Below are 20,948 nucleotides of genomic sequence, written 5' to 3'. Positions count from 1 at the left end.
TAAAATAATTTTCAAATTACTTGACAAATAGAAATCAACTTTGTATAATATAATTGTGAAATAAGTTTTATATATATGAAAAAAGTTTCAAAGAGGTGATTATTATAGCTAATTCAACCAATAAAAGAGAAACTACTTTAGATCGAGCAATTAAAGTTCTTGAATATTTAGCCGATTCTCAAGTTGAAAAAAATATGTCAGATATCGCTAAAGATTTAAAAATACCTAATGGGACAGCCTATAATATTTTAAAAACTTTAGAAAGTAACCAGCTGATTGAAAGAGATCAGTCATCTAAAAGATACACCCTTGGCTTTAAATTATTTCAATTGGGCAATAAAGTTGACTATATCAGAGAATTAAGAAATATTTCGATGCCTTATATGAGAGAATTGACTGCTGAAACAGGAGAAACTTCACAATTAGGAATTATTTTTGAAGAAAACTTATATTTTTTAGAGATTATCGAGGCGCCTAAAAATACTAAGACTAGAGGAACTGTAGGTTTAAGCTTACCCTTACATGCACCAGCAGCTGGGAAAATTTTGCTAGCATTTCAGCCAGAAGAGAAAAGAAAAGAGTTGTTGGAGAAAATAGAATTAAAAGCTTTTAATATGAATACTATTACTGATTCTAAGCAATTAGAAAAAGAATTAGAAGAAATTAGAGAAAAAGGATATGCAGTTGATCGAGAAGAAGTTTTTAGGGGTACTACCTGTCTGGCAATGCCAATTTACAATGCAGACAAAGAGGTTATAGCTGCTCTTGGAATAACTGGAGATACAGAACGAGTTAAAAAAAATAAGGAGAAAAATTTAAATGCTATTCATCATGAATCATTAAACATTTCATTTAAATTAGGATACCAGCTAAGTTAAAAAAAATATTTTTTTTAGCAAATCCAATGAAACTTTATTCATATATATGAAATAATCTTTGTTTTAAATATTTTGAATATTGATTTTAAAAATAATCTTGAATTTATTTAAAATTTTTTGATTTATAATTTTTTGTCTAAGGAGGGATATATAATTTTGTTGGGTTGTTTTAATCAAAAAAGGGGGAAAAAATGAAAAAATGTCAAATTAGTTCTATTTTAGTGATGATTTTACTAGTTAGTCTTATTTTAAGTGGTAGTATTTTTGCAGCAGATTATGAAATGAAAATTGGACACAGTCAATCAGTTAAAACTCCTCGTCATAAAGCATGTGTATATTTTAAATTGATAGTTGAAAGAGAAACTGATGGCAGAGTAGAAGTGAAAATATATCCTTCAAATCAGTTAGGAACAGAAGCAGAAATGCTGGAAAGTGTTAAAATGGGAGCAATTCAGGCAACATTAGGTGGCCAATTTGAAGCAGCTTCGCCAAAACTTCTGATTTACACTATGCCATTTTTATTTGAAGATATCAGTGCAGTTCATGATATAATTCGGGGACCAATTGGTGATAAAATTGCTTCTGCAGCTGAAGCTAATGACATAAAGATTTTAGCAACCGGTGTTGCAGGTGGATTGAGAAACTTCAGCAACAACGAAAGAGCAATAGAGACTCCTGCCGATATGCAGGGATTGAAAATGAGAACTCCACCTATTGATAGTATTATTAAAACAATAGAAGCTATTGGTGGAAATCCTGTTTCAGTACCATATGCTGAATTATATATGGCTTTAAAAACAGGAGTTGCAGATGGACAAGAAAATCCATTTACAAATATGGTAGATAAAAAGTTATATGAAGTACAAAAATACTTAACAATAGTAAATTATCAGTTTCACCCAAGTCCATTATATACAAGTTTAGATTGGTATAATTCTTTAGATTCTGAGCTCCAGGTTACTTTAGAAAAATGTGCAGATAAGATGATGATTTATAATGATGAGCTAAATCGAGAAGGAACTGAAGATTCTTTAGCAGTACTTCAAAAAGAAATGGAAGTTAATTATTTAACTGATGAACAGCGACAAATGTTTATTGATGCATCACAATCAGTATATGATTATTATATTGAGCAGGGTTTCTTTAGTCAGGCAGAAATTGATGAAATTAGAGAAGCAGCATCTAACTAAAAATTAGGGGGGCTGGTTAAAAGCTGGCCCTTTCTCAAGAAGGTGACTAGATGGATAAAATTATTGATATTCTAGATCAAGTACTAATGAAATTATTGACTGCAGTTATAATCTTAATAGGGCTAATGGTTATTATGTCAGTTGCTTTGAGATATTTATTTGGAATTTCTTATGTTTGGTTTCAGGAATTAATAGTATTAATGTTTATATTCACCACTTTTTTTGGCTCAGTAGTTGCATTTAAGCGCGATGAACATCTGTCTATAGATATACTGTACAGCAGGTTCCCTCCTAAATTAAAAATTATATTTAATATTGTTTTTGATATATTAATTTTTTATCTTAACTGGCAAATTATTAATGTCAGCATCAGGTGGATTAAAAGAGTTGGAAATGTTGTTAATCCAGGAATGAGAATACCGATGAGTTACTTTTATGCAATTTTACCTGTTAGTTCATTTTTCTTATTAATCTATATATTTGGAGATATTATACAAAAAATAAAAGACATTAGACTTCAGGAGTGAATTAAATGGCAGTTACAGCATTGATTTTATCATTATTTATATTTATTTTACTTGGGCTTCCTATAAGTTTCTCACTTGGTCTCTCAAGTATGGCTTACTTTATTTTAAACCCAGATTTTTTAATTATGATGCCGCAAAGAATTTGGGCAGGGGCAAATAGTTCAGTTATGGTAGCCCTTCCCTTATTTTGTATGGCGGGAATGTTAATGAATTTAAGTGGTATAACCAGAAAAATTATAGATTTTTGTTCTTATCTTGTTAAACCATTTAAAGGTGGTCTTGGAGAAGTTAATGTAATTGCCAGCATGATTTTTGGTGGTATATCGGGATCGTCAGTCTCTGATACATCAGCTTTAGGCTCAGTATTGATACCAGAAATGGAAAATAGGGGCTACAGTAAAGCATTTGCAACTGGAGTTACTGTTGGATCTTCAACTGTAGGAATGATTATTCCGCCAAGTATTCCCATGATAATTTATTCAACTATATCTAATGAATCAGTTGGTGCTTTATTTTTAGCTGGTTTAATTCCAGGACTTTTAATTGGTACCACCCAGTTATTTTTAGTTCATATAATATCTCGTCGAAATAATTATCCAATTGAAGAAGGTAAATTTGAAATAAAAGAAATGCTGAAAAGATCAGTTGATGGAATATTATCTATTTCGATGCCGGTATTTATTGTGCTATCTGTTTCGTTAGGAGTAGCTACTGCAACTGAATCAGCAGGGGTGGCAGTATTATATGCAGTAATTATAGGTTTTTTGGTTTATAAAAAATTGAAGTTGAGTCAATTTGCTGAAGTTGCAAAAGAAACACTTTTAACTTCAAGTACTATTATGGTTATTATTGCATTTGCTTATATTTTTATTTGGATTTTGGCTTTTGAAAGAATACCAGATAATATTGGGAATTTTATTTTATCACTTAATATTAGTTATTTTTGGATTTTAGTTTTTTTAGATATTTTAATTTTGCTGGTAGGAATGTTTATCGATGTTAGTCCAGCTCTCTTATTATTAGGACCAATATTAGTACCAGTAATGGAGACCTTAGGCATGGACTTATTACAGCTGGGAGCAATTTTAATAGTTGGACTGGGAATTGGACTCGCTACTCCGCCGATTGGGATGTGCTTAAACGCGGCAGCCAAACTTTCTGATATGTCAATAATGGAAATTGCCAAGGAAACCTTACCTTTTTTAGCCTGTAATGTTTTAGTTTTAATTCTTGTTACGTTTTTCCCACAAGTTTCATTGTGGATACCATCTATGTTCTTTTAACTATTAAGTCAATAGTTAATAAAAATATCTTTAAGCTGAACAGATCAGATTATTACTTATCAATTAGAAAGGGATGAAATTTATTATGGAAATTAGAAATGGTGTACATCCAGAAGACGCAAAACATTATACAACTGAAAAAATGAGAAAAGAATTCTTAGTTCAAGGTCTTTTTCAAAAAGATGAGATAAAATTGGTTTACAGTCACATAGACCGAATTATTACCGGGGGAATAAAACCTGTTAGTAAAAAATTAAAGTTAGAAGCTGGCAAAGAAATTGGAGCAGAATATTTTCTGGCCAGAAGAGAAATGGGAGTAATTAATATTGGCGGAGCTGGAACTATTGAAGTTGATGGAGAAAAATATGATCTTAATTCAAGAGATGGAATTTATGTTGGAATGGGAAATAAAGAGATTGTTTTCAGCAGTGCAGATTCAAAAAAACCAGCTAAGTTTTATTTAAATAGTGCTCCTGCCCATAAAAAATATCCTAATAAAAAAATAAATATTAAAGATGCTAAGCCACAAGAAGCTGGTGCTGAAGAAAATTCAAATAAAAGAACTATTTATAAATACTTACATCCAGATGTGCTTGATACCTGTCAGCTATTAATGGGAATGACACTTTTAGAACCACAAAATGTTTGGAATACTATGCCCTGTCATACTCATGATCGCAGAATGGAAGTGTATTTTTACTTTGATATTGAAGACGATAATGTAGTCTGGCATTTAACAGGCGAACCAGATGAAACCAGACATTTAGTAGTCAGAAATGAAGAAGCTGTAATTAGTCCCAGTTATTCAATCCATTCTGGTGTAGGAACCGGTAATTATACATTTATTTGGGGTATGGTTGGAGAAAATCAGACTTTTTCTGATATGGATCATGTAGCAATGGCAGATTTAAAATAAAAACAAAAATTAATTCCAAAGAATTTTTAAAGTAAAGAAAGGTTTTTAAGGAGAGATATTATGGATTTATTTAATTTAGAAGGTAAAGTCGCTATTGTCACAGGTTGTTCAAGCCCTGTTGGGATTGGTTATGCAATTGCAGAAGGCTTAGCAGAAGCTGGAGCTGATATAGCGGGAGTAGCCCGCAGTGATTTAGATGAGGTAAAAGAAGCTATCGAAAGTAAAACAGGGCGAAAATTTTTAGCAATTCAGGCAGATTTAATGAAAGAAGATAATTTAGATAAAATAGTCGAAGAAACACTGGCTGAATATGGGAAAATAGATATACTTGTTAATAATGCAGGAATGATAAGACGCAATCCTATTTTAGATTTTACAGTCGAAGATTGGGATTCTGTAATGAAAGTTAATTTAAGAAGTTTATTTTTATTAACTCAAAAAGTTGCTAATTATTTTGTAGATAATAATGTTCAGGGGAAGGTTATAAATACTGCTTCAATGCTTTCTTATCAGGGAGGTAAGTTTGTCCCGTCTTATACAGCGAGTAAGCATGCTGTAGCTGGAATTACTAAATCTTTTTGTAATGAATTAGCTGCAAAAGGGATAAATGTTAATGCAATTGCACCTGGTTATATTGCTACAAATAACACTGCCCCACTTAGAAAGGATAAAGAAAGAAGTTCAGCCATTTTAAGCAGAATACCTGCTGGACGCTGGGGACAGAATGATGATTTAAAAGGTGCAGCTATTTTCTTAGCAGCTGAGGCTTCTGATTATATGCATGGGGCTTTGATTCCTGTTGATGGGGGCTGGCTGGCAAGTTAAGCAAAAAGAAAAGCTTAGAAATCTCTTTCAAAGAGAAATCTAAGCTTTTTGATATTTATTGATATTTATTTTAAGGCTATATGTATTTTAAAAATTTAAATTAAAGCATCTAATTTTTAAGTTCTTGCCAGTTACCCGCCCAATTTTGAGCTTCAGCCTCTCTAATTAACTTAATAGCTTCTTCATTTTGCTCATCTTCCTGCAGCATTTTAATCAATTGAGAATATATTTCAAAGCGCTCCTTTGGCTCTTTTGAAAGTTCTGCTGCTTTTTTAAGTAAACGTATTATTAGATCAGGATTATTATTAAATCTTGTAATAACATTTCCTGCAAGCAGATATAAGGTTCTGGCAGCTGTTTTGTCTGAATTTAAATTATTAAGTAAATTTGAGCTTTCAGAAATAATTCTCTTTTTTTCTCTGTCATTAAAGCTGTGATTCCACCAAGATTCCAGATTATTTTCCTCAAAAAATTTAATATTTTGATTCTCATTTCTCTTTAAAAAGTTAAAAATCCCCATATTTATCCCTCCTGTATAAGATGCTATCACTACTCTTGTTCTCACTTTGGCTTCTATACCTGAGGCAAATCTGACAGTCATAGATTAAATCCTTAGACTCAGATCTTTGCGTAATAATCTTTCAATTATTGTGCCTTTGTTTTCAGACTGAAAATAATATATGTAAATATTTATATTTATTTCTATATTTATATTTAAACATAAAAGTCCAGACTCCTGCTTTAAATTTAATATTTTATCAATAAAATAATTATATTACTTTTTAAATTATCCGGAGACTAAAAGAAGGAAGACCCTCTTCTAAATAGAATAATATTAATGAAAGTAATTTATTTACTAAAACCATCAGCATAAACTAAGAATATTTCTTATTTTGAAAAATATAAACTGGGGGAAAAATAAATGAAAATTGTAGTTTTAGATGGATATGCGCTAAATCCAGGCGATTTAAGTTGGGATCAGATAAAAAACTTAGGAGAGCTTGAAATCTATGATCGAACTCCTAAAGAAAAAATCTTAGAAAGATCTAAAGGAGCAGATATTTTATTAACAAATAAGACTCCGCTAAAAAGAAAAACAATAGAAAGCCTGCCAGGATTAAAATATATAGGAATTTTAGCAACAGGCTATAATGTTGTAGATATTAAAGCAGCTGCAGAAAATGATGTAATTGTAACAAATGCACCTGATTATAGTACAAATGCAGTAGCACAATTTACTTTAGCTTTGATTTTAGAGGCAGCTTTACATGTAGGTGAACATAATAGAGCAGTTAAAGCAAAGGAATGGACTCAGTCTGAAGATTTTTGTTTTTGGAACTATCCTTTAATTGAGTTAAAAAATAGGACTTTAGGAATAATTGGTTTTGGCAGCATAGGTCAGCGGACTGCTGAGTTGGCATTAGCATTTGGTATGAAGGTTATAGTCTATGATCGCAGTCCGCAAGAAAAAATTTCAGATCCAGATATATTGACCGAGGGTCTGGAATTTTTAAAGCTGAGAGAGCTTTATAAACAATCTGATATTATAAGTCTGCACTGTCCTTTAACTGAAGAAACTGCAGGAATGATAAATCAAAAGAGCATTGCTCAAATGAAAAAGAATGTAATTATTATTAATACAGCTCGGGGAGGTTTAATTATAGAAGATGATCTGGCAGCTTCCCTGGAGGCGGGCAAAATTCAAGCTGCTGCTCTTGATGTGTTGACAAATGAACCGCCGGCAGTATCAAATTTGCTTTTAAATTCTGAGAAAACAATTATTACTCCCCATATAGCTTGGGCCACTAAAGAATCAAGACAGTGTTTAATGGAAATAGTTTATGAAAATATAAAAAGTTTTCTCGAAGGAAATATAAAGAATCAGGTTAATTTAAATTAATCAATAAAGATAATTGATTTACTTTGGTATTGTTTTAGCTGGTATCTTAATATATAATTATACTTGGAAAATTTCTTAAAAATTTTATAGGGATGTGATATAGATTACTGATTATGGTGTCTTAGAGAATTTAAATGGTCTTCAGTATTGGATGATGCTTAATCATAAAAGTCATAGATTAATTTATTTGATTGGGCTTTTATTTTTAGCAGCTTTTATTGTAAAAACGATAACAGATAAATTTAGAATCCCCAGTGTAGTTGGTTATATTTTATTAGGGACCATATTTAGTCAAAGTGTGGTTGGTAATTTTTCTTTTTTATCAAAGGAATTTTTGGCCTGGTATAATTACTTATTGAACACCTTAAATTTCATAACTGTTTTAGCTGTGTCATTTATTTCATTTGGGATTGGTACTTCTTTGTACATAAAAATTCTAAAAAAATTAGAATTTGAGTTAACTTTAATAGTTTTATTCGAATCAATAGGGGCTTTTGTCTTAGTTTCAGGAATAATGCTTTTATTAGGAAAAGAGTTATTTGTAGCTATCTTATTTGGAACAATAGCTACCGCAACAGCTCCAGCTGCAACTGTTATGGTTTTAAAAGAATATGGTATTCCGGGAGAGTATTCAGCAACTTTGATGGTTGTCTTAGCTTTAGATGAATTTTTAGCACTGTTAATATTTTCATTTATGGAGCCTTTATCCTACATATTGGCGTCTCCAGAAGTGGAATTAACTTTTATGAATATGTTTTTAACACCATTTTTAAGAGTTACAGCTGCTATCTTACTTGGTTTAGTAATTGGATATATTTCTCAGCATTTAATGATAAAATGTAGTTCTGAAAGTAGAAAAATATTACTTATTCTGGCAACTATTATCGGTACAAGTGCTGCAGCAGTCTTCTTTCATATTTCACCGCTATTTGCCAATCTAACTTTAGGCTTTGTTTATCGGAATGTACCGAAAAGTAGGCTGGATGTTTCAGACAAAATTGATGTTTTGACTGTGCCGCTGCTGGCGACATTCTTTATTTTAGCTGGAACAAAACTTGATATAAGTAATTTGTTTGATCAGACTTTTTTAATAGTAGCTTTTGCTTATACATTTATGAGGATGCTTGGAAAAGTTGGCGGAGCCCACTTAGGGGCTAAACTATCTTCTGCTCCTAAACATGTAGAAGATTACATAGGTTTTGGTTTGATACCACAGATTGGAATTACAATTGATTTAGCTTTCATAATTCAGAAAGATTTTGTACATATTGGAGGAAATGTTTCAAATATTTCAATGTTAATCCTAAATGTTATTTTATTTACCTCAATCTTTACTGAAATCTTTGGTTCTTTAGCAACAGAATATGCGTTGATTAAATCAGACGAGATGAAGACAAAACGCTGTTAACTATTTTAAAAACTTTAAAATGGGGGATAAAAAATGAGGATACTGGTAGCTCCTGATTCTTTTAAAGGCTCATTGACTGCAATGGAAGCTGCAGAGAATATAAAAAATGGCATACATAATTATGATTCAAAAATAGATGTTGATTTATTGCCGATGGCTGATGGGGGAGAAGGTACAGTTCAGTCTTTAGTTGATGCAACTAAAGGAGAAATTATAAAAAAGAAGGTTACTGGCCCCTTGGGCAATAGGGTTGAAGCTTTTTATGGTCTGCTTGGAGATAAGAAAACTGCTGTAATTGAAATGGCTGCAGCTTCTGGACTGCCTTTAGTACCTGAAGAAAAAAAGAATCCCTCAAAAACTACTACTTATGGGACAGGTGAACTGATTGCTGCCGCTCTTGATGCGGGTGCTCAAAAAATTATTATTGGCATTGGTGGTAGTGCGACTAATGATGCTGGAGTTGGGATGGCCCAGGCTTTAGGAGCAGAGATCTTAGATGAAAAAGGAGAACAGATAGATTTTGGTGGAGGCAGCTTAAGTCAAATAGAGCAGATAAAACTTGATAAATTAGATTCCAGACTAAAAGATGTTGAAATTTTAGCTGCCTGTGATGTAGATAATCCTCTTTATGGTAAAGAGGGGGCTGCTTATGTTTATGCTCCTCAAAAGGGAGCAAATCCAGAAATGGTAGAAATACTTGATCAAAATCTTCGTCATTTTAATGATATCGTTATTAAAGAATTAAATAAAAACCCAAATGAAATTTCTGGAGCAGGAGCTGCAGGAGGCTTAGGTGCAGGTTTGGTTGCATTTTTAGATGCAGAATTAAAAGCTGGGGTCACTATAATTTTAGATTTGATTAATTTTGAAGAGAGGCTGAAAAATGTTGATCTGGTTATTACAGGTGAAGGAATGCTTGATGGGCAGAGTATTTATGGCAAGACCCCAGTTGGAGTATCCCGCAGTGCTGCTGAAAAAGATATACCAGTGATTGCTATCGCAGGTACTTTAGGTGAGGGTGTAGAAAAAGTTTTAGACCACGGAATTAACTCATATTTTTCTATTATAGACCGGCCAGCTGCATTAAAAGAAATAATAGAAGAAAGTCCAAAACTCTTAGCTAAGTTAAGTGAACAAATTATTAGGACAATACAAATTAAAAGATTGTAGAAAAAAGTCAATTAAATAATTTAAATATTATGGGCAGCTAAAGCTCTTTACTTTGAGTTTTAGCTGCTTTTTTAGATTATCTTAATATTAAGTTAGTTAAATTTGTTTCTAAACTATAATTAATTAAATTTATAATTATTATTCAATTTTTAAAGGTATTTCAATTATTCTCTAGTATTATATATATAGAAGTAACTTAATTTAAAAGATTAAATTATATTCAGGAAGGAGTTAATAGCAGCTTAAGTTATAAATTTTAAGTTAGCAGCTATTATCTACAATTTATGGTTAACAATTTAGTCAAAAAAGTAAAATCAAATAATTCATATAAAATAATAGCAGAATTTTCATTTCTGCAGTTTTTCTTTTGGAGCTCCTGGGCAGTTTATGGAGCTTATTTAGTTTATTATCTTAGTGATTTAGGTTACAGCAATATGAGAATTGGGACTTTAATGTCTCTGCGGACATTTATGGGGTTAATTGCACCCCCAATTGTTGGCTATATCTGTGATCGTTTGGAAAATAGAAAAATGGTATTTATTATATCCATGTCTTTAATGGGACTTGTAATTACTCCTCTAACTTTTTATGGAGATCTAATGCTGGCAGTTTCAATTGGAATTGTCGGTTTTTTATGGGAGCCCCAACAGTCAGTTTTGGACAGCTGGATTTTAGAGACCTCTGCTCATACAGCTCATAATTACGGTTTTATGAGGGCCTGGGGATCAATTGGTTTTGCAATTATAGTTACAGTTTTTGGTCAGGTGATTGATAAATTTGGCTGGCGGGTTCATTTTTTAAGTTATGGAGTAATAATATTTATTTTAGTAATCATAGCGCTAAATATTAAAGATAATAGTTATAGTGAACTTCAACAAAAAGAGTATGATTTAGAGGGAATAGAAGCTAAAGATATAAAGACAGAAGATTTAAAGTTGGCAGCAGTTGAAGAGATTGAATCTGAATTAGATGACAAAAATATAATGCGGCTTTTTAAAAATCCAGATTATATTTTTATACTTTTTATTACTCTGATGATATTTATCCCAAACCAGATGATTTTTGTTTATCTGGCGCCAATTATTAAATCAGTTGGCGGAGATTCTACTGATCTTGGTTATATGTTCTTTTTTAATGCTTTAAGTGAAGCACCTATATTTTTTGCAGCTAAATATTTTTTGGAAAAATATAAGACTAATTCTCTACTTTTGTTTTCTGCTTTCTTTTATCTAATCAGATTTATAGTTGCAGCTGTGGCAACTTCGCCTGTATATTTCTTATTTTTTGGAATGCTGCAGTCTCTATCATTTGGAGTTTTTTTAGTAACTGTCCGTTATTATGTTAAACTTGTTGCACCAGCAGCTTTAAAAACTACCGCTCAGAGCATAGCAATGATGTCAGCTTTTGGAGCTGCAGGTATTATTGGCAGTCTTTTAGGTGGCTATTTAATTGATAACTTTGGCATGGCAGTAATGTTTAAGGTTGTAATATTTTTTGCATCAGCCGCAGTTTTACTTTTAGCTTTTGTAGTTTTTAAAGATAGTGGGTTTTTAAAAAACAGAGCCTAATTATTTTAGAGTCGGGTGGTTTAAAATGAAGAAATTAAAACAAAAAAATAATTTAAATAACAGAGAAGCAATTTTAAATGATTCAATACCAAAGACCCTTTTTAAACTTTCCTGGCCGATTATGGTCGGTAATACGATGCAGGTTTTATATAATTTAGCTGACACATTTTGGGTTGGTAAACTTGGTGCTGATTCTGTTGCAGCAATTTCTGTTGGTTTTCCTTTAGTTTTTCTACTGATATCTATTGGGGGAGGAATGACAATTGCTGGCACCACATTAGTTGCTCAGTATACTGGTTCAGATAATAAAAAGATGGCCGACCATGTAGCAGGTCAAATCTTTAGCTTAGTTATTTTTCTTTCTCTAATCTTTGGTGCAGCTGGTTTTATTTTTGACAGGACAATTTTAGGCTGGATAGGTGCGCCAGCAAATATAATGGACGAGGCTGTTGCTTATCTAGATATTATTTTTGCTGGAGTAGCTTTTATGTTTATCTTTTTTGTGTTTACAGCTCTTTTAAGAGGGGTTGGAGACACTAAGACACCGATGAAGATGATGGTTTTTTCAACTCTTTTTAATATTATTCTTGATCCGTTTTTAATTTTAGGTTGGGGTTTTTTCCCACAAATGGGTGTTAGAGGAGCAGCAATTGCAACTGTTTTAGCAAGAGCTCTGGCTGGTTTATATGGAGTTTATTTATTATTTAAAGGTGAAAAAGGAATTAAACTATATGCTAAAAATTTAATTCCAGATTTTAAAGTTCAAAAAAGAATAATTAAATTAGGTACACCTTCGGCAGCAGAACAGTCAATTATTGCTCTGGGAATGACTTTTTTAATGGGCATAGTTTCTGAATTTGGAACCCTGGCAGTTGCTGCTTATGGAATTGGAAATAGGATCTTATCAGTAGTAATGATGCCGATGCGTGGGCTTTCGATGGCAACTACAACTATGGTTGGCCAGACTATGGGGGCAGATGATCCTGATCGGGCGGAAAAAATTGCCTGGACAGCTGTAGGTTTAACATTTAGTCTAATGATGTCTATGATTTTAGTTACTCAATTTTTCCCGGCTCAGATTATATCAGTCTTTAATGATAATCCAAAAGTAGTTGCAATTGGAGTCGACTTTCTTAAGATTGTTGGCTTATCTTTTGGCTTTTTAGGAGTTCGGATAGTAATTGGTGGGTCTTTTAGAGGAGCAGGAAATACGGTAGCTGCAATGGTGCTGGCAGTAGTTGCTCTTTGGGGGTTTAGAGTGCCGTTAGCTAGACTTTTATCAAATTACTTTCAGCTTGGAACTACCGGTATCTGGTGGGGAATGTTTATTTCCAACTTTTTAAGTGCAATTATTGGTGGTATCTGGTTTAAAAAGGGCAGCTGGAAAGAGAAAAAAGCGATTTAATGTTTTTAGCTCACAAAACAAAAAACTGGAGTTTTTAATGAAAAGGCTCCAGTTGATTAATAAAAAAGTATATTATGCAAATTATTAGAAAATTCACTTGACAAAATAAAGAGCATAACCTATACTTAAGGTAATTAAAAAGTGTTTTTTTATGTATTTACTAAATCCTTTTAGTAAAATAAATTCACACATAAATTTAAAGTTTATTATAAAAATTGAGATTTGACGTAACGAAATTCTAGAATGGAGGAAAAAGATGAATGAGCAGTATTTTTTAAATGAAAAAGGTCAGTTTATAATCAAAGATTACCAGCAGCAGAAAACATTTGCCAGTTTTTTGCCAGGAATAGCAGGTAAATTTGGGATTCCAATTTGGGCATTTTATGTTAATCGCGGTCAGGGTATTGCAAGTTTTGGTTCCAGTAATAAGGATAATGCAATTATGGAATTTTACCCAGCAAATAAATCTTATCAAAATGTATCAACTAAGGGTTTTCGTACTTTTATTAAATTAGTAGACGAGAAGGAAGTTTATGAGCCCTTTAGGAATCTTAATCAGAATATCAGTACTAAGATGATTATTGCCCCTGATTCTTTAAAAATTGAAGAAGAAAATCTTGAAATTGGTTTAAAAACAATAGTTAATTATTATATTCTTCCCAATGAAGATTATGGTGCTTTAGTAAGAGAAGTAGCGGTAGAAAATACAGCCGCTGAAGCTAGAGAGCTTGAAGTTTTAGATGGAATGCCGATTTTAGTTCCTTTCGGTATTGAAAATGAAGCGTTAAAAGAAGTAAGTCAAACTATTTCGGCCTGGGCTATGGTTGATTCCTTTGAATCTAAAACACCATTTTATCGCCTCCGTGCCTCAGCAGAAGATGAAGCAGAAGTTAAAGAAATGACAGCTGGTAATTTTTATCTTTCATTTGAAAAAGGAACTGAAAATAAGCTTTTAACTCCTTTAGTAGATCCAGATGTGATTTTTGCTGAAAAAACAAGCTTAGAAACAGCCCCGGGTTTTGCCAGAAAAGAATTGGCTGATTTTCAGGGAGAGCAGATTTTAGAAAATCGCTTTCCAGCTGCTATGGCAGCAGCAAAAAAGACTTTAAATCCAGATCAGAAATTAGAAATAGCTTCAGTTTTCGGTAATCTTTCAGATCAAGAGCGGTTAAGTGAAATTAAAGACCGCGTTTTGGAGCCGAATTATCTGCGGCAAAAAAGAGCTGAATCAGAAAATATCCATAACTATTATGCAGATCATATTTTTACAGTTAGCGGTCAAAAAGAGCTTGATGCATACAGCCGTCAAACTTTTATGGATAATCTGCTTCGGGGAGGTTTCCCGCTATCACTGGGGCAGGAAAATAAAAAGACATATCACATTTTTTCCCGCAAACATGGAGATTTAGAAAGAGATTATAATAACTTTCTATTAGAACCAACCTATTACTCTCAAGGTAATGGTAACTTTAGAGATGTCAACCAAAATAGACGCTGTGATCTGTACTTTAACCCCGAGATTGAAAGGGATAATCTTAAAATGTTTGCTGATTTAATTCAAGTAGATGGCTACAACCCCTTAGTTATTGAAGGCAGTAAATTCTATTTAGATAATGATCTTTCTTTGAAAAAGGTGATGAAGCAAGTTGAGGGAGAGGCAAAAGCTAAATTTTATCAGCGCTTAGGTCAAGAATTTACTCCAGGTGAAATAGCTGTCTTTATAGATAATCATAAGCTTGAACTAAAAACTTCGTTTACAGATTTTATTGATCTAATTGTTGAAGAAGCAGTAAGCTGGACCGAAGCTAAATTTGGCGAGGGCTACTGGATTGACCACTGGACCTACAATCTAGATTTGATCGAAAACTATCTGGCTCTTTATCCAGAAAAGAAAGAAGAACTGCTTTTTGAAAAAACTGATTATACTTTTTATGATTCCCATGTTAAAGTTCAGCCCCGCAGTCAGAAGTATCTCTTAACAGAAAATGGACCCAGACAGTACAATGCAGTTATTTCAGATCAAGCCAAGAAAAAAGAAATTGCTGCCCGAAATAAATTTCCATATTATCTAAGAACTGCAGCTGGCGAAATATATACCACCAGTCTTTTCAATAAGCTGCTGACTTTAGTTCTTAATAAAGCGGCCAGCCTTGATCCTTACGGAATGGGGATTGAGATGGAGGCAAATAAGCCGGGTTGGTATGATGCTTTAAATGGACTGCCGGGATTATTCGGATCCTCTATTGCTGAGAGTATGGAACTTTTAAGACTGACCAGATTTATGTCGGCAGCTATTGCAGAAACTAGTTCAAAAACAGAGATTAAGCTGGCAGTCGAACTTTCTGATTTCTTAGACAATCTGGATCATATTTTAACTGAAATAAAAACAGATCAGGATTTTCTTTACTGGCAGCAGGCTGGTCAGATTAAAGAAGAATATAGGGAGCAGGTTTTTGCTAACCTAAAAGGAGTAAAAAAGACAGTTTCTCTGCGAAAAATAAATAAATTTTTAAATAAGATTGAAGCAAAACTTGAACGGGCAGTTGAACTTGCAAAAGAGCAGGGTGGACTTTATACAATGTACTACAGCTATCAGGCAGAAGAATACGAAAAACTTGCTTCTACGTCAGAAAATGGACTGGGAAAGGTTACTGTTAAGAAGTTCAAACAACATAAACTGCCGCCGTTTCTGGAAGCACAGGTTAGAGGGATGAAAATTTTAAAAGATCAGAATCAAGCTCAAAGTCTAGCCGAGAGTGTTAAAAAAAGTGAACTATACGATTCAAAGTTAGGTATGTACAGAGTAAATGGAGATTTAAGCAAAGAAAGCTATGAAATCGGTAGGGCAAGAGCTTTTAGTCCTGGCTGGCTTGAAAATGGATCGATCTGGCTGCATATGGAGTATAAGTATTTACTTGAGCTGCTTAAAAATGGGCTCTACGAAGAGTATTATCAGGCAATAAATGATGCTTTAGTTCCATTTCAGGATCCGAAAATTTATGGACGCAGTATTTTAGAAAACTCTTCTTTTATTTTAAGCAGCTTAAATGGAGACAGCAAAAATCATGGACGCGGCTATATTGCAAGACTCAGTGGCTCTACGGCAGAATATATAAATATGTGGTCGCTGATGGCTTTTGGTAAAGAACCATTTAAATTTCAGTCGGGTGAACTTGTTTATGCTCCAGAGCCTAATTTAATAGCAGAACTCTTTACATCAGAAAAAAGATTGGAGAAACTTCAGCTCAGTCAAAAAAAATCAGTTGAAGTAGAAATACCTGCTGATTCATTTGCTTACAGATTTTTAGGCAGCACTCTAGTGATTTATCGTAATCCAAAAAGAGCAAATACCTTTGGTCAAAATGGAGTAAGCATCACTGAATTTAAACTGATTGCTCAGTCTGGAGAAAAATATCAGGTAAAAGGCAGTGCAGTTAAAGGCAAGTTGGCTCAAAAAATAAGAGCAGGTGAGTTTAAGGAAATTAATATTTTCTTAGATTAAGATAATTAAGTATAAAAAAAGGCTAAAGCCACTGATTTGGGCTTTAGCCTTTTTGCATTTTTTAAATTATTTTTTATAATTTGCTGCTTAACAGCTACCCAACAAACATTTGCCAAATTATTCAGCAGCTATTGCTTCAATAGCAGCTAGTTCTTCATTAGTAAAGCTTGTGTTATTGATTGCAGCAGCATTTTCAATTATTTGTTCAACTTTACTGGCGCCAACTAGAACTGAAGTAGCTCCCTGATCTAAGACCCAGGCTAAAGCCATTTGCGATAAGCTTTGACCTCTATCAGCAGCAATTTCGTTTAACTTTCTTACTGCTTCTAATTTTTCTTCTGTAATGCTGTCTTCTTTTAGAAAACCGCTTTCTTTGGCAGCCCGAGAATCTGCAGGAATTCCATCTAAATATTTATCAGTTAATAATCCCTGAGCGAGCGGAGAATAGATAATTGAGCCCATTCCAGCTTCTTTAAGTGTTCCTAAAAGATTTTCTTTTTCAGACCAGCGATCAAAAATAGAATAATTATACTGATTTAAGAGTAAGTCTACTCCCATTTTTTCAGCAACTTCTACAGCTTTTTTAGTCTGTTTTGCATTATAATTTGAAATACCTACATAAAGAGCTTTACCCTGATCCTGAATTTGTTTTAAAGCGCCAATTGTTTCTGCTAAAGGTGTATCAGGGTCTGGGCGGTGATGATAGAAGATATCTACATAATCAAGGCCCATTCTTTTTAAGCTTTGATCGAGACTTGAAATTAAGTATTTGCGGGAACCCCAGTTTCCATATGGTCCAGGCCACATATAATAGCCTGCCTTAGAAGAGATCACTAATTGATCACGATAGGGTTTAAAATCTTTTTCCATTAAAATTCCCATTGTTTCTTCTGCAGAACCAGCAGGAGGACCATAATTATTGGCAAGATCAAAATGATTAATTCCTAAATCAAAAGCCTTGCGCAGCATTTTGCGGGCGTTTTCTAAAGTGTCAACCCCGCCAAAGTTATGCCATAAACCCAGAGAAACTGCGGGTAATTTAAGCCCACTCTTACCAGTGTAATTATAATCCATTTTTTGATAACGGTCTTCATCAGCTAAATAAGGCATCAAAAAAACCTCCTATTTTAATTTGTGTTTAAATTTTTATTTCTAAATTTTATTATATCAGAATTATCTTATAAATTGAGCAAAGCGTTTTACAATTTTTTATTATTTTTAAAGAGCCAGGACTGTTAAGATTAAAATCATATTTAGAGAATTTGCTTTATGCCAATATTTCTTGTAGAATTAAAATAATAAACTATAATCTTAGGTGGTGGTTATAATTAGAGATAAAAGAAAGATATTTTTATTTATAGGAATAATAGTGGCTTTAGTTATCTGGAATTTAGAGATCCCTTCTCTTTCTTTAGCCGGGCGGAAAATGTTTTCCTTGACTTTGATGACTGTAATTTTTTGGTCAGCAAAGGTTGCTGACTCTGCCTATATTGCTTCTTTGTTTTTAATGTTGATTATAATTTTAGACATTGCCCCAGCAGCGGAAGTTTTATCACTCTGGGTGTCGCCGACAATTTATCTTGTGATTGGTGCCTATCTAATTGCAGCTGCTGTTGAACGATCTGGCCTGGGTGAAAGAATCGCCTATAAGTTCATTATTCGTTTTGTGGATTCTTATCGATCTATAATCTATGCTATTTTTGTTTTAACTTTTGTTTTGAGTTTGATTATACCTCATCCCTGGCCCCGCTGTTTTATAATTATGTCAGTAATGTCAGTAGTTATTAAAAATGCTGGGATTAACAGCAGAGATGCTTCAAAAATTGGTTTAACAGTTTTTGCTGCTGCCATTCCAGTCTCAATGATCTTTTTAACCGGACAGAGCTCACTTAATATTATGACTTTGGAGTTTGCAGGTGTTAACTTAAGCTGGGGTGGCTGGCTCTTATATATGGGGGCGCCGGCAGTATTAGCTTCGATTTTAACTTTATTTTTAATATTAACTTTGTTTAAAGCAGAAGCAGAGGTGAAAATTGATAAGCAGAAAATAGAAAATAAGATGCTTGATTTAGGAAAAATTTCTGCTGAAGAAAAGAGAACAATTTTTTGGCTGATTATAGCGGTCTTGTTATGGATGACAGATTCTATCCATGGAATTGAACTGGGTTGGGTGACTCTTACTATTGCGGTGATGATGAGCTTTCCGATTGGAGGAGATATCTTAAAGAAAGAAGATTGGAATCAGGTACCTGTTAAAGTTTTAATTTTTTTGAATGCCGCAGTAGCAATTAGCAATGTAGGTTCTTTAACTGGAATGAATAACTGGTTAGCTGCAGTTGTACTGCCGGCAGAGGCGCCAACTAACATGTTGTATTTTGCTTTAATGACAGCTTTAATTTCAATGTTTTTGCATATGTTTTTAGGCAGTGTAATGTCAGTGATGGGAATTGCAATCCCTGCTTTTATAATTTTTGCCGAGAAATTTGGGCTAAATCCTTTAGTTCCTGCACTTTTTGTTTATACTGCCATTGGAACTCATTATATTTTACCCTTTCATCATTTAAATATTTTAGTTGGGATGGGTAAGGAAAATGGTAATTATAGTGAAAAAAGTGTAATTAAACTTGGAATTCCAATGACAGCTGTATCATTGATTACAGTTATTTTCGAATATTTCTGGTGGCAGCTTACAGGTTTGATTTAAAAAGATTTAGCTGTTGATAAATAACTGTAGTAAATTACTTAAATTAATTATTATTTTCAGAAAATATATGCTATAATAAAAGACAAGTATTATAAATTTACAGATTTTTCGACAAAACACAGTTGGCTTGAGGCCCTGTGAATTAGGGAGGAGCAAAAGAATGGAATATGGAATTTTAAGTATTTTACCACCGTTAATCGCAATTTTACTTGCTTTAACTACTAAACAGGTTTTTATTTCACTAATTTTAGGTATTTTTTCAGGAACATTAATTATTACTGACTGGTCTTTTTTTGCTGCAGTAAATATGACTTTAGAAGAAATTGTGGCAATATTTTCTGAAGGCTGGATTACTAAGACTATTATATTTTCATTTATGGTTGGGGGTTTAATAACTGTGATATCTGCCTCTGGTGGAGTTCAGGGCTTTATTGAATACCTGACTAAAAAAAGAGATGTGGTTAAAGACAAAAAAGGTGCTTTACTTTTAGCGTACATAACTGGTTTGGTTATCTTTATCGAATCATCAATCACATCTTTAGTTGCCGGTACAGTAGCTAGACCATTGACAGATAAGTATAAAGTTTCTAGAGAAAAATTAGCCTATGTCTGTGATTCAACTTCAGCCCCGGTTTGTGGTTTAATACCACTCAATGGTTGGGGAGCAATGCTGATGGGAGTTATTGGTGTCCAGATTGCCAATGGAGTTGTTGAAGGAACTGCAGCTGAGCTGTTGGCTAAATCATTACCATTTCAGTTTTATTCAATTATCGCTATTATAGCAGTTGGTTATTATATAATGACTGGTAATGACTGGGGTCCAATGGCTAAGGCAGAAAAAAGAGCTACTGAAGAAGGCTTGCTTTTACGAAAAGGTGCGACTCCAATGGTTTCTGAGGAAGCTACTGCAACACCTCCGAAAGAGGGAGTTACTCCAAATATGTGGAATATGATCTTACCGCTTGTTGTTTTAATTTCGATGATGCCGCTCAGTCTTTATATCACAGGTGAGGGCAATATTCTGCAGGGTTCAGGTTCGACTTCGGTTTTTTGGGCTGTTATTACAGCAGTAACCTTTGCTGGTTTCCTATATGTTTTAACAGGAATTATGAATTTAAAAGAATATATTGATTATGTTTATCAGGGTATTGGAGCTATAGTGCCGGTTGCTATTCTTTTGATTACAGCCTTTGCAATCGGAAATGTAATTGGCTATTTAGAAACAGGAGAGTATATGGCTTCTTTAGTTGAAGGAAGAGTCAGTGGAGCTTTTGGACCGGCTATAGTCTTTATTATGGCTTCTTTAATGGCCTTTGCTACTGGAACCAGTTGGGGAACTTTTGGTATTATGATGCCGATTGGAATTCAGATGGCTGTTGCTATGGGAGCACCTCTATATCCAACAATTGGGGCTGTAGTCTCCGGTGGAATTATGGGAGATCACTGCTCACCAATTTCTGATACTACTATTATTTCTTCGATGGCTTCTGCTTCAGATCATATTGATCATGTAAATACACAGCTGCCTTATGCACTGGCCAATGGAGCTTTAGCCCTGGTACTTTATTTAGCAGCAGGTTTTATAATGTAATTGACTTTAACTTTTAACTTTCTAACTTCTGTTTACAGAATCAAATATTGCTTCTGTAAACGGAAGCTCATATAACTTTAT

16 protein-coding genes and 1 riboswitch are annotated in these 20,948 nt (G+C 33.4%); of the genes, 14 read left to right on the top strand and 2 right to left on the bottom strand.

What is annotated here, in order from left to right:
• Positions 1 to 95: 95 nt before the first annotated feature.
• The 6 genes from HSACCH_RS12685 to kduD all read left to right on the top strand — a co-directional run bounded on the left by HSACCH_RS12685 (position 96) and on the right by kduD (position 5,619).
• Entirely contained in the window at positions 96 to 878 is a 783-nt protein-coding gene (locus HSACCH_RS12685) for an IclR family transcriptional regulator (protein ID WP_005490329.1), read from the top strand.
• A gap of 191 nt (positions 879 to 1,069) precedes the next feature.
• Positions 1,070 to 2,068, top strand: a complete 999-nt coding sequence (locus HSACCH_RS12680) for a TRAP transporter substrate-binding protein (RefSeq protein ID WP_005490328.1) — start codon at positions 1,070 to 1,072, stop codon at positions 2,066 to 2,068.
• A 50-nt stretch (positions 2,069 to 2,118) separates the two neighbouring features.
• Positions 2,119 to 2,595 carry a TRAP transporter small permease gene (locus HSACCH_RS12675; protein WP_005490327.1) on the top strand — a complete coding sequence of 159 codons (477 nt, stop codon included), beginning with the start codon at positions 2,119 to 2,121 and terminating at the stop codon, positions 2,593 to 2,595.
• Between the two features lie 5 nt (positions 2,596 to 2,600).
• On the top strand, positions 2,601 to 3,878 hold the full coding sequence (locus HSACCH_RS12670) for a TRAP transporter large permease (protein WP_005490326.1): 1,278 nt from the start codon (positions 2,601 to 2,603) through the stop codon (positions 3,876 to 3,878).
• Between the two features lie 85 nt (positions 3,879 to 3,963).
• Complete coding sequence (gene kduI / locus HSACCH_RS12665) at positions 3,964 to 4,794, top strand: 5-dehydro-4-deoxy-D-glucuronate isomerase (protein ID WP_005490325.1); 831 nt, start codon at positions 3,964 to 3,966, stop codon at positions 4,792 to 4,794.
• Positions 4,795 to 4,854: 60 nt separating this feature from the next.
• Positions 4,855 to 5,619 (top strand): 2-dehydro-3-deoxy-D-gluconate 5-dehydrogenase KduD, encoded by a 765-nt coding sequence (kduD, locus tag HSACCH_RS12660; protein ID WP_005490324.1) that lies wholly within the window; start codon positions 4,855 to 4,857, stop codon positions 5,617 to 5,619.
• A 109-nt stretch (positions 5,620 to 5,728) separates the two neighbouring features.
• On the opposite strand, the gene HSACCH_RS12655 is transcribed toward kduD, so the two are convergent.
• The gene (locus HSACCH_RS12655) at positions 5,729 to 6,139 is read right to left on the bottom strand and encodes a hypothetical protein (protein ID WP_005490323.1); all 411 of its coding nucleotides are present in this window, start codon (positions 6,137 to 6,139) and stop codon (positions 5,729 to 5,731) included.
• 60 nt (positions 6,140 to 6,199) lie between these two features.
• A riboswitch (cyclic di-GMP riboswitch) is annotated at positions 6,200 to 6,284 on the bottom strand.
• 257 nt (positions 6,285 to 6,541) lie between these two features.
• Between HSACCH_RS12655 and HSACCH_RS12650 the strand changes: the two genes are divergently transcribed.
• The 6 genes from HSACCH_RS12650 to HSACCH_RS12625 all read left to right on the top strand — a co-directional run bounded on the left by HSACCH_RS12650 (position 6,542) and on the right by HSACCH_RS12625 (position 16,572).
• Positions 6,542 to 7,519 (top strand): D-2-hydroxyacid dehydrogenase, encoded by a 978-nt coding sequence (locus HSACCH_RS12650; RefSeq protein ID WP_005490322.1) that lies wholly within the window; start codon positions 6,542 to 6,544, stop codon positions 7,517 to 7,519.
• Positions 7,520 to 7,673: 154 nt separating this feature from the next.
• On the top strand, positions 7,674 to 8,927 hold the full coding sequence (locus HSACCH_RS12645) for a cation:proton antiporter (RefSeq protein ID WP_152416057.1): 1,254 nt from the start codon (positions 7,674 to 7,676) through the stop codon (positions 8,925 to 8,927).
• A gap of 33 nt (positions 8,928 to 8,960) precedes the next feature.
• Entirely contained in the window at positions 8,961 to 10,097 is a 1,137-nt protein-coding gene (locus tag HSACCH_RS12640) for a glycerate kinase family protein (RefSeq protein WP_005490319.1), read from the top strand.
• Positions 10,098 to 10,381: 284 nt separating this feature from the next.
• On the top strand, positions 10,382 to 11,665 hold the full coding sequence (locus HSACCH_RS12635) for an MFS transporter (RefSeq protein ID WP_005490318.1): 1,284 nt from the start codon (positions 10,382 to 10,384) through the stop codon (positions 11,663 to 11,665).
• Positions 11,666 to 11,690: 25 nt separating this feature from the next.
• Positions 11,691 to 13,070, top strand: a complete 1,380-nt coding sequence (locus HSACCH_RS12630) for an MATE family efflux transporter (RefSeq protein WP_005490317.1) — start codon at positions 11,691 to 11,693, stop codon at positions 13,068 to 13,070.
• A 256-nt stretch (positions 13,071 to 13,326) separates the two neighbouring features.
• Positions 13,327 to 16,572: a hypothetical protein gene (locus HSACCH_RS12625; protein WP_005490316.1), complete on the top strand. Its 3,246-nt coding sequence runs from the start codon at positions 13,327 to 13,329 to the stop codon at positions 16,570 to 16,572.
• Between the two features lie 117 nt (positions 16,573 to 16,689).
• Here the strand turns inward: HSACCH_RS12625 and mgrA are convergent, their stop codons facing one another.
• Positions 16,690 to 17,682 (bottom strand): L-glyceraldehyde 3-phosphate reductase, encoded by a 993-nt coding sequence (gene mgrA, locus HSACCH_RS12620; RefSeq protein ID WP_005490315.1) that lies wholly within the window; start codon positions 17,680 to 17,682, stop codon positions 16,690 to 16,692.
• Positions 17,683 to 17,887: 205 nt separating this feature from the next.
• Here mgrA and HSACCH_RS12615 point away from each other — a divergent pair, with 205 nt between their 5' ends.
• Both HSACCH_RS12615 and HSACCH_RS12610 read left to right on the top strand, forming a co-directional pair.
• Positions 17,888 to 19,276 carry an SLC13 family permease gene (locus HSACCH_RS12615; protein WP_327049773.1) on the top strand — a complete coding sequence of 463 codons (1,389 nt, stop codon included), beginning with the start codon at positions 17,888 to 17,890 and terminating at the stop codon, positions 19,274 to 19,276.
• Between the two features lie 160 nt (positions 19,277 to 19,436).
• Positions 19,437 to 20,867, top strand: a complete 1,431-nt coding sequence (locus HSACCH_RS12610; protein ID WP_005490313.1) for a Na+/H+ antiporter NhaC family protein — start codon at positions 19,437 to 19,439, stop codon at positions 20,865 to 20,867.
• The last annotated feature ends 81 nt before the right edge of the window (positions 20,868 to 20,948 follow it).

This window comes from Halanaerobium saccharolyticum subsp. saccharolyticum DSM 6643, from assembly GCF_000350165.1.
GTDB lineage: Bacteria > Bacillota > Halanaerobiia > Halanaerobiales > Halanaerobiaceae > Halanaerobium > Halanaerobium saccharolyticum.
The sequence above is the reverse complement of the archived record's forward strand: the minus strand, read 5'-3'. Positions and strand labels throughout refer to the sequence as shown.